This window comes from Streptococcus sp. 2106 (assembly GCF_013277315.1).
Lineage (GTDB): Bacteria > Bacillota > Bacilli > Lactobacillales > Streptococcaceae > Streptococcus > Streptococcus pseudopneumoniae.
In genome coordinates this window covers 1-6,934 of the sequence record NZ_VMMS01000030.1, presented here as the reverse complement: position 1 = coordinate 6,934, position 6,934 = coordinate 1, and the positions used below count along the sequence as shown (strand labels likewise).

The window sequence follows — 6,934 nt, the reverse complement described above, 5'->3', positions numbered from 1 at the left end:
CTTGAACTTGAAATTTGGCAAAAGAGAATCAAGATTACTCCTGATTCTCCATTTTTATGCAATATCAAATTTCAATTGGCCTGCTTTGACACCAATCTTAAGTGTGCTGCCTGCCACCAAATCTCCCTTAAGAAGAAGTTCTGCCAACTTGTCTTCCACTTCTGTTTGCAGGGTTCTGCGAAGTGGACGAGCTCCCATCTCTGGGTCATATCCTTGATTTGCCAACAATTTCAGTGCAGAAGCTTGTAATTTCAAGTCAATGCCTTTTTCAGCCAAACTTGCCACTAAAGGTTTGACCATAATCTTCACCACTTCCTGCATATGGTCACTAGACAGGCTATGGAAGACCACCTTTTCATCAATACGGTTGATAAACTCAGGTCTATAAGCCTTTTTCAGCTCTTCAAACATGCGTTTTTCCATATTTTCCTGGTCAAAACGAATATCCTTAGCTCCAAAACCGACGGTCTTGTCATCCCGAAGGGCTGTCGCACCAAGGTTTGACGTCATGATGATAATGGTATTTGAAAAGTCAACCTTGCGGCCCTTGCTATCGGTCAAGACACCATCATCCAAGACCTGCAAGAGCACATTAAAGATATCTGGGTGGGCCTTCTCTACCTCGTCAAAAAGGAGAACGGAATAGGGTTTGTTGCGAACCTTCTCGGTCAACTCCCCACCTTCTTCATAACCCACATAACCCGGAGGAGCTCCATTGAGACGGCTGGCTGCAAATTTCTCCATATACTCACTCATATCAAAGCGGATAAGGGCTGATTCGTCATCAAAGAGAACTTCTGCCAAAGCCTTGGCCAATTCGGTCTTCCCGACACCTGTGGGTCCTAGGAACATAAAAGAACCAATCGGACGCTTGTGACTGCGAATCCCTGACTGATTGCGGCGAATAGCACGGCTAACGCTTGAAACTGCTTGATCTTGACCGATGACACGCTTGTGTAGTTCAGCTTCCAAGTTCAGGTATTTCTTAGCGTCAGTCTGAGTCAGTTTTTGGACTGGGATACCTGACAATCGACTCAAGGTAGTCAAAATATCAGACTCTGTTACCAAGTCTTTATAGACAGGCACTTGCTCTTCTTTTGCGATTAGCTGAGCTGCCTGTTTCCACTTGCCATCCATCAAGGCCTTGTCAGCTGGACTCAAGCCTGAATCGTCTACTTTTACATGCTTAGCCTTATTTTGCACTGTTGCTGCTGCTTCATCTAAGAGGTCTATAGCAGAGTCTGGCAAATGGCGACTAGTCAAGTAACGATGGGCCATCTTAACGGCTGTTTCGACCGCTTCATCTGTGATTTGCACACGGTGATGTTTCTCATAAGTCGCCTTCAAGCCTTGCAAAATGGCCATGCTGTCTGCCACACTTGGTTCTTCAATCGTCACTTTAGCGAAACGACGAGAAAGGGCCGCATCTTTTTCGATATGTTTTTGGTATTCTTCCTGAGTGGTCGCACCAACTGTTCTCAAAGTTCCACGCGCCAAGGCTGGCTTCAAGATATTGGCCGCATCCAGAGTCGAATCAATCCCGCTCCCAGAACCCATGATAGTGTGGAGTTCATCAATAAAGAGGATGACTTGGCCATCTTCTTCAATATCCTTGATGATATTGTTCATGCGTTCTTCAAAGTCACCACGGAAGCGTGTCCCTGCAACGACATTCATCAAGTCAAGCTCCAACACGCGCATCTTGGCCATTTCCACAGGCACGTCACCACTAGCAATACGCTGGGCAAGACCAAGCGCCAGAGCTGTTTTCCCGACACCAGCATCTCCAACCAAGACAGGATTGTTCTTGGTCTTACGGCTCAAGATTTGAATCATACGCGAGATTTCCTTATCCCGACCGATGACTGGCTCCAACTTGCCAGAACGCGCTTGCTCTGTCAAATCATGCGTATAGTCCTCGAGACCACCACTCGGAGTCTGGGGCATGCCCATCATATTAGCCATAGAATTTTGCTTATCAGCTACTGTACGATGGCGTTGGCGTAAAGCCTTGAGATCTTCACGAGTCCAGCCTGCTCGTTCTTCTAAATTTCGACGAAGGGCAGCAATCTTGACCTGATCTTTCTTGTCTTCATAAGAAAAACCAGCCCTCTCTAAGATACGAGTCGCCAAGGCATTGCCATCATGCAAAATCGCATAGAGGACATGCTCTGTCCCTAGCACCTTAGCATGGACCACTGACGCCACATATTCCGCTTCATCAAAAAGAACCTGCAAACGATGAGAAAACGGCAATTCCGTATAGGTTTCATCCTGGCTATAGTCTGTTTCAGTCAGTTCCAAAGCGACCTCTTCTAAACGGTCCATCTCATATGGATAATCATTTAAAGTCGCCCCTGCCACACTATAACTGTGATTGGACATGGCAATCAACAAGTGCCAAGACTCTAGATAACAAGCTCCAAAATGGCCAGCCACCATGTAGGCACTTTCGATACATTCATTCAATGCTTTTGAATAGTTCATCTTACTTCCCTTTTCTATCTACCTCTTGTATGACCTGGCGTAGCATGTTTGCTCGAACAACTGGAGCTTCTTCTCCTAGAACGCGATCCAAAGCTACTGCTACCAGCAAATTCATCTCCTGCTTGGTCATCAATTCCTGCTCAACCAAAAGCTGGAGAATATCCTCATAAGTTTCTTGACTAACTCGCTCGCCAATCGAATAAAGAAGCTCTCGGAGCATTTCATGATGACTAGAAAACTCAATCCGTCCTATACGAATATAACCTCCGCCACCACGCTTACTTTCAACCAAGTAGCCTCTACTTTCCGTAAAGCGTGTCTTGATCACGTAGTTAATCTGACTAGGAACAACCTGAAAAGTATCTGCCAACTGACTCCGTTGCAACTCCACGATACCAGATTGATCTAAAATCGCCTTGATGTAGGCCTCAATATGATCCGATGTATTTTTAAATCTCATAACAAACCTACCTCTCTCTTTAAACCTTGACCTTGTTTGACTATTATACCGAAATTTTCTCATTTTTAAAAGAAAAAGGGCGCTGGTAAAGGATAATCTTCACCAACTCCCTATTTTTCTACTTATCTAAGCCTAATTCTGCCAAGATTTGACGTTTGTAGGCAATCTTTTGGACTTCCTTGTCCTCATCTTCAGACCAATCTAGTTTAATTTCTGAAACAATCTGCCCAGGGCGATTTTTCAAGATATAGATGCGGTCGCTGAGATTGAGGGCCTCCTCAATACTATGCGTGATGATCAGGGTTGTTAGCTGCAACTGTTTGTGAATCTCAAGGTACCAAGCGTGTAGTTCCATCTTGGTCATCTCATCCAAGGCGCTAAAGGCCTCATCTAAGAGAAAGAGCTTGTGCCCAAAAAGGTAGGTCCGGAGTAAGGCTACACGCTGGCGCATCCCACCGCTAAGTTCATGAGGATACTTGTCTCTTACAGCTGTCAGCTGGAAGGTTGCAAGAATTTTATCCGCTCGGGAAATAGCTTCTGCCTTATCCACCTTTTGAATCAAGAGGGGCAGAATGATATTTCCAAGCACCGTCTTGTGCTCCAAGAGCAGATCCTTTTGCAACATATAACTCACGCGCCCCTGGGGATTTTCTTCACCATCCAGGACAATTCTCCCAGACTGGACTTCTAAAATCCCAGCGATTAGATTAAAGAGAGTGGTCTTTCCAACACCGCTTGGACCTAGGATAGAAACCACTTCACCTGAAGTCACCTGCAGATTGATGTCCTCTAAAATCCTCTCCCGACCATAGGCATAACTGACGTGTTCTAGTCTTATTTCTGTCATTATTTCACAAATTCGTTGGTGAAGCCTTTATCTGTCAAATCTTCTTTAAGGATACCATTTTCTTTATCCCATTTGTAGAAAGCATTCCAGCGAGCTGCATCAAATTGACCCCATTTTTCCTTGTCGCTTGCGTATTCTTTTGACAAGTATTTTTGAGATTCGATGACAAAGTCACGTTTTTCCTGAAGTTCAGGTGCATTCTTGATGAGGATATCAGCCGCTTCTTCTGGATGCTCCATAGCATATTGGTAACCTTTTTTGATGGCTTGGATGACTTTACGAGCTTCTTCTTTGTTATCTTTCAGATAGTCGTTGTTTGCGATGATAACTGGTGAATAGTAGTCAAACTCCTTGACATAGTCTTTCAAATACATGAAGTTAGCATCTACACCTTGAGATTTAGCAAGTATACCATCCCAACCGTAGTAAATCCAAGCAGTGTCAAAGACACCATTGGCAATAGGTGTGATAGAGTTTGAGTCGTTATTTGGTACTTTTTCTACTTTCTCAAAGTCCCCACCTTGTGATTCTACCAATGTTTTCAACATAGCAAGTTCAGTTGGGTCATTCCAAGTCCCGTATTTCTTACCAACCAAGTCTTTTGGACTGCTTACATTGTCAGATTTACGTGAGATGATTCCTGATGTATTGTGTTCAACAATAGCTGCAACGGCAGTGATTCCTGCTCCTTTTTCCAATTTTTTAGCCATGTAGTCTTGGAAATACACTGCAAATGGTGCCTTACCATTGATAACCAAGTCAGATGAGCTTTCTTCTGGTGGCAATTTCAAATCAACATCCACTCCAGCTTCTTTGAAATAACCTTTTTCCTTGGCAACATATAGCCCTGTGTGGTTAGTATTTGGTGTCCAGTCTAGGATAAAGTCGATCTTCTTGAGTTCTGCCTCTTTGTTATCCTTAGAAGCAGTTCCTTGACCACAGGCCACAAGTACAACAGCTACAAGAGCTGTTAAAACAGTTAAAAACACTTTCCATGTTTTCTTCATTTTGATTTCCTCTTTTCTTTTTTGAAACATTCTAATTCTACGAACGTTTCCATTTAATAACATATTTTTCACTAATATCGACCAACTTCATACCCAAAAGGCTGATAATCGATACCAGAATAATAATAGCGAACATGGTATCATACTGAAACAATTTCTTGGACTGAATCATATAAACACCAAGCCCCTCAAAGCCTCCCAACCACTCAGATACCACTGTTGTGATAAAAGCGTAGGAGACACTGACCCTCAGACCAGCATAAAAGTAGGGCAGGCTGACTGGAATTTTAAAATGCCACAGGATTTGCCAAGGCTTGGCCCGCATCAGACTAAACAAGGTCAGCATATCCTTATCGCAATGCCTAAAACCGTCCAAAATGCTGACGATGATGGGAAAGGTTGTCGTTAAGATAATCAAGACAATCTTGGGCAAAATCCCATAACCTAGCCACAAGACCAGGATAGGAGCTATGGCAATGGTCGGAATGGTCTGAATGACCACCATCATAGGGTAAATCAGGTCATTGAGCCAAGTCAAACTATCCATGAGCACAGCCATAAGACAGGCAATCAAAACTCCCAAAATCAGCCCCAGTAAAGCCACTCTCAAGGTCGCCCAGCTATGGTGCCAGAGAAATTCTCTATCACGCACAAAAGACTGGAGGATTTCAAGAGGTGTCGGCAGGATAAACTTGGGGAGAAGTTTAAGAAAACCTGCTAACTGCCAGATTGACAAGACTCCCAGAAAACCCAATAGACTAATGTGTCGTCTCAGCATACTTTTCAAGCTTCTCATCAATACTTAAAATCTCTCCTACATTTATTTTGACATTGGCAAAGACATTATCTGCCTCCTGCCCTGCCACTTCCAGCGCTTCTTTTAGAATGCGCATAAGCTCATCAAACTCCCCTTCCAAGACCGTTTCAAATGGTGTCACCACCATGGTCACTTCTTGAGCTTGCAGATAAGCAATGACCTGATCAATAACAGCTATCCGATCAATCCCCTGTGCTAGGGGTAAAACTTGCAAGGCGATGCTTGCTTTCATAAAAACCTCCTCTTCTCGTTTTCCTTTGACAAAAAGAAAAACCTTTACCATATATGGAAAAGGTGCAAAATCAGACTAAGTATCGTTCCCTCCGCTGGCATTACCCAGATCAGGTGCGGTCGAAGTTTAACACTTCCTCTCAGACTGTACACAGACTCCCATATATTATATGTATATATGATAGCGCAAAATAAGAAAAATGTCAAGGAAATTGCTTAATCGAGTAGGGGATAATCTCTAGCCCCTCTCACACCACCGTACGTGCCGTTCGGCATACGGCGGTTCAACTAACTTTTAACACATGTCGTTCAAGGTAATAATCCAAACACGAAACCAGTCCTCGTTTTTCAAGGACTGGTTTTGATATAGCACGTTTAAGTACCGACTTCTGAGCTACTAATTGATAATGGTCACCCCAGCCAGATACCTTATCTGCTATCCATTTAGGAACTCCTAACTTAAGCAATCCCCATAGTCGTCTCGATTTCTTCTTCCATTGCTTCCAGATAATCACTCGTAGGCGAGTACGCAAGCGCTCATCTATGCTGGTGACAATACTTTTCATATTTCCCAATGAGAAATAGTTTATCCATCCTCGAATGGACAAATTCAGTTGCTCAATACGTCTTGTTAGGTCTATACTCCATTTCCTCTGTGTTAGTTTCTTCAATTTAAACTTAAATCTCCGAACACTATCTTGATGTGGACGACTTTTCCAACCATCTGATGATTTCCAGAACCCAAAACCTAAGTATTTCAGCTCTCTTGGTCTGGTAATCTTAGTCTTGGTCATATTTACTTTCAAACCTAGCCGTTTCTCAATAAAACGACTAACTGAATACATCACACGCTTAGCGGCTGCCTCGCTTCCGACCGTCATCACACAATCATCTGCGTAGCGCACAAATCGAAGTCCCCTCTTTTCTAATTCCTTGTCCAATTCATTAAGCATGATATTGGATAAGAGAGGAGATACATTTCCTCCCTGTGGTGTGCCAACTAGCGTTTTATGACGCTGACCATTAATGATAACACCTGAATGAAGATACTTACGAATCAAGGATTCCCTATCTCCGTCTTCGAT

7 protein-coding genes and 1 riboswitch are annotated in these 6,934 nt (G+C 43.4%); all 7 genes read right to left on the bottom strand.

Going from position 1 to position 6,934, the window contains the following annotated elements; all coding sequences use genetic code 11:
- Positions 1-54 precede the first annotated feature (54 nt).
- The gene (locus HT723_RS04055) at positions 55-2,487 is read right to left on the bottom strand and encodes an ATP-dependent Clp protease ATP-binding subunit (protein ID WP_172934694.1); all 2,433 of its coding nucleotides are present in this window, start codon (positions 2,485-2,487) and stop codon (positions 55-57) included.
- A gap of 1 nt (position 2,488) precedes the next feature.
- Positions 2,489-2,947, bottom strand: a complete 459-nt coding sequence (locus tag HT723_RS04050; protein WP_172934693.1) for a CtsR family transcriptional regulator — start codon at positions 2,945-2,947, stop codon at positions 2,489-2,491.
- 118 nt (positions 2,948-3,065) lie between these two features.
- On the bottom strand, positions 3,066-3,794 hold the full coding sequence (locus HT723_RS04045; RefSeq protein ID WP_172934692.1) for an ABC transporter ATP-binding protein: 729 nt from the start codon (positions 3,792-3,794) through the stop codon (positions 3,066-3,068).
- A complete protein-coding gene (locus tag HT723_RS04040) occupies positions 3,794-4,801 on the bottom strand; it encodes an ABC transporter substrate-binding protein (RefSeq protein ID WP_031233681.1) in 1,008 nt (335 codons plus the stop codon). The genes HT723_RS04045 and HT723_RS04040 overlap by 1 nt, the downstream gene beginning before the upstream one ends.
- 37 nt (positions 4,802-4,838) lie before the next feature.
- Complete coding sequence (locus tag HT723_RS04035) at positions 4,839-5,597, bottom strand: ABC transporter permease (RefSeq protein ID WP_172931043.1); 759 nt, start codon at positions 5,595-5,597, stop codon at positions 4,839-4,841.
- Entirely contained in the window at positions 5,560-5,850 is a 291-nt protein-coding gene (locus HT723_RS04030) for a thiamine-binding protein (RefSeq protein WP_000647658.1), read from the bottom strand. The genes HT723_RS04035 and HT723_RS04030 overlap by 38 nt, the downstream gene beginning before the upstream one ends.
- Positions 5,851-5,919: 69 nt before the next feature.
- Positions 5,920-6,022: riboswitch (TPP riboswitch) on the bottom strand.
- A 111-nt stretch (positions 6,023-6,133) separates the two neighbouring features.
- The coding region (locus tag HT723_RS04025) for a reverse transcriptase domain-containing protein (protein ID WP_275689906.1) at positions 6,134-6,934 on the bottom strand (801 nt) is incomplete at its 5' end.

Coding starts and splice junctions, on each gene's coding strand:
- HT723_RS04055 (WP_172934694.1), bottom strand. CDS start 2,487: ATGAACTATTCAAAAGCATTGAATGAATGTATCGAAAGTGCCTACATG.
- HT723_RS04050 (WP_172934693.1), bottom strand. CDS start 2,947: ATGAGATTTAAAAATACATCGGATCATATTGAGGCCTACATCAAGGCG.
- HT723_RS04045 (WP_172934692.1), bottom strand. CDS start 3,794: ATGACAGAAATAAGACTAGAACACGTCAGTTATGCCTATGGTCGGGAG.
- HT723_RS04040 (WP_031233681.1), bottom strand. CDS start 4,801: ATGAAGAAAACATGGAAAGTGTTTTTAACTGTTTTAACAGCTCTTGTA.
- HT723_RS04035 (WP_172931043.1), bottom strand. CDS start 5,597: ATGAGAAGCTTGAAAAGTATGCTGAGACGACACATTAGTCTATTGGGT.
- HT723_RS04030 (WP_000647658.1), bottom strand. CDS start 5,850: ATGAAAGCAAGCATCGCCTTGCAAGTTTTACCCCTAGCACAGGGGATT.